Here is a 2,124-nt window from a genome sequence, read left to right on the forward strand (position 1 = left end):
TGGCCATAGGCTGCGTTGTCTGCGAGGAGAACCTTGGAGACACCTTCGACCTTGGCAGCAGCTTCGGCAACGGCCTTGCAGCCTTCGCCAGCCACGAGAACGGTGATGTCGCCACCGATTTTCTGAGCAGCAGCAACGGTGTTAAGCGTGCCACCCTTCAGTTCGGTATTGTCGTGTTCGGCAATAACAAGAATGCTCATTTGATTGATCCCCGCTTAGATTACTTTTGCTTCGTTGCGGAGCTTGTCGACAAGCTCTGCGACGTCGGCAACTTTGACACCTGCCTGACGTGCTTCCGGTTCGGAAACTTTCAGGGTTTTCAGGCGCGGCGCGGTATCAACACCAAGGTCGGCCGGGCTCAGGGTATCGAGCGGCTTTTTCTTGGCTTTCATGATGTTCGGCAGCGACGCGTAACGCGGCTCGTTGAGGCGCAGGTCGGTGGTAACGATTGCCGGAAGATCAATCTTGATGGTTTCAAGACCACCGTCGATTTCACGCGTAACATCAAGCTTGCCGTCAGCAACGACAACCTTGGACGCGAAGGTGCCCTGCGGCCAATCCAGCAGCGCGGCCAGCATCTGACCGGTCTGGTTGGCATCATCGTCAATTGCCTGTTTGCCGAGGATCACGAGATCCGGGCTTTCCTTGGCAACGACTTCTTTCAGAAGCTTTGCAACAGCCAGCGGCTGGAGTTCGTCCTCGGTTTCAACCAGAATGCCGCGATCGGCACCCATGGCGAGGGCCGTGCGCAGGGTTTCCTGGCACTGTTTAACGCCGAGCGACACAGCAACCACTTCGGTGGCGGTGCCCGCTTCCTTGAGGCGGATGGCCTCTTCAACGGCGATTTCGTCAAACGGGTTCATGGACATCTTAACGTTGTTCAACTCAACGCCAGACTGGTCCTGTTTGACACGGATCTTGACGTTGTAATCCACAACGCGCTTAACGGCGACAAGAACCTTCATGACAGACCTGTTCGTTTTTGTTGTCGAAACTGCGGGTTTGCTCCCTGCCAAGGCAGTTTGCGCTGGCCCGCATGGTAATGTTTTCCCCGCGACGCACAATAGGTAGTGCTACGCAGGTTGTCAATTTACGTAAAGGTGTTGACGTTAACGACAACTACTTCACGAAAATCTTGATGCCCTTCGCCGTCTTGATACGGCAAAAATCCGCAAGGGAACAAGGATTTTGTCCGATAATCTTGTTATCACGTCAGTTTATCGGGTCAGCCCGGGCTTCCAGAGAACATCATCCTTGCCGCCATTGTTGGCGTGGCGGGCCAGAACAAACATGTGGTCTGACAGCCGGTTGATATAGCGCACCGCCTCGGGGTTAATGGTTTCGATCCCGGCCAGTTCGACAATCAGCCGTTCTGCCCGGCGCGAAACTGTGCGCGCGACATGCAGTTGTGCCGAAAGCGCACTGCCACCGGGCAGGACAAAGGATTTCAGTGGATCAAGGGCTTCGTTGATCTGATCAATCTCGGCCTCAAGCCGTTCGGTTTGCTTGGCGGTAATGCGAAGGGCTGGCCGTTCGGGGTTATCGTCGCTGCCATCGCCCGGCGTGCACAGATCAGCACCGAGATCGAAAAGATCGTTCTGGATTCGGGCCAGCATCTCATCGACGTCGCCATCTGCATGCAGGCGGGCGACACCAATCACGGCATTGGTTTCATCCACGGTGCCATAGGCCTCCACGCGCACATCATTTTTGGCAACGCGCGTGCCATTGCCCAGGGCGGTTTTGCCCTTGTCACCGGATTTTGTATAGATACGAGTCAGTTGAACCATGTGCCGTCCGTAATCTTGGTTTGTGTGTTCAAGGCGTATGCCTGGCTTAGGAACCGACCGCCATCAGCGACAGGATGAAAAGCAGCAACAGGGCCAGGCCCTGCAAAAGGACGCGCATTTGCATCAGTTTGTTTTGTTTGCGCGCATCCTTGCCGCGTGCCATCGAAACGATGCCCATGATCAGGACCCCAGCGACTGCTGCCATCGCAAGCAAAACACCAATCTGTAAAAAACCAGCCATTCCTGTTTCTTCCCTGTTTCTGCCTGCTGACTTATACCGCGCCCGGCGGCGACATGCTGCGCCAAACGGACGCAACAGGCAACCAGACGATGG

3 protein-coding genes and 1 pseudogene are annotated in these 2,124 nt (G+C 55.6%); all 4 read right to left on the reverse strand.

Annotated features, from left to right (window positions below):
• Positions 1-200: pseudogene (locus B3Z49_RS08385) on the reverse strand (electron transfer flavoprotein subunit alpha/FixB family protein); the annotation flags it as partial.
• 15 nt (positions 201-215) lie between these two features.
• On the reverse strand, positions 216-965 hold the full coding sequence (locus tag B3Z49_RS08390) for an electron transfer flavoprotein subunit beta/FixA family protein (protein ID WP_008889166.1): 750 nt from the start codon (positions 963-965) through the stop codon (positions 216-218).
• A gap of 252 nt (positions 966-1,217) precedes the next feature.
• A complete protein-coding gene (locus B3Z49_RS08395) occupies positions 1,218-1,790 on the reverse strand; it encodes a cob(I)yrinic acid a,c-diamide adenosyltransferase (RefSeq protein ID WP_063088544.1) in 573 nt (190 codons plus the stop codon).
• Positions 1,791-1,836: 46 nt separating this feature from the next.
• Positions 1,837-2,031, reverse strand: coding sequence for a twin transmembrane helix small protein (locus B3Z49_RS08400; protein WP_008889168.1), 195 nt, complete (start codon positions 2,029-2,031; stop codon positions 1,837-1,839).
• Between the last annotated feature and the right edge of the window lie 93 nt (positions 2,032-2,124).

It is taken from the genome of Thalassospira sp. UBA1131, from assembly GCF_002311515.1.
Lineage (GTDB): Bacteria > Pseudomonadota > Alphaproteobacteria > Rhodospirillales > Thalassospiraceae > Thalassospira.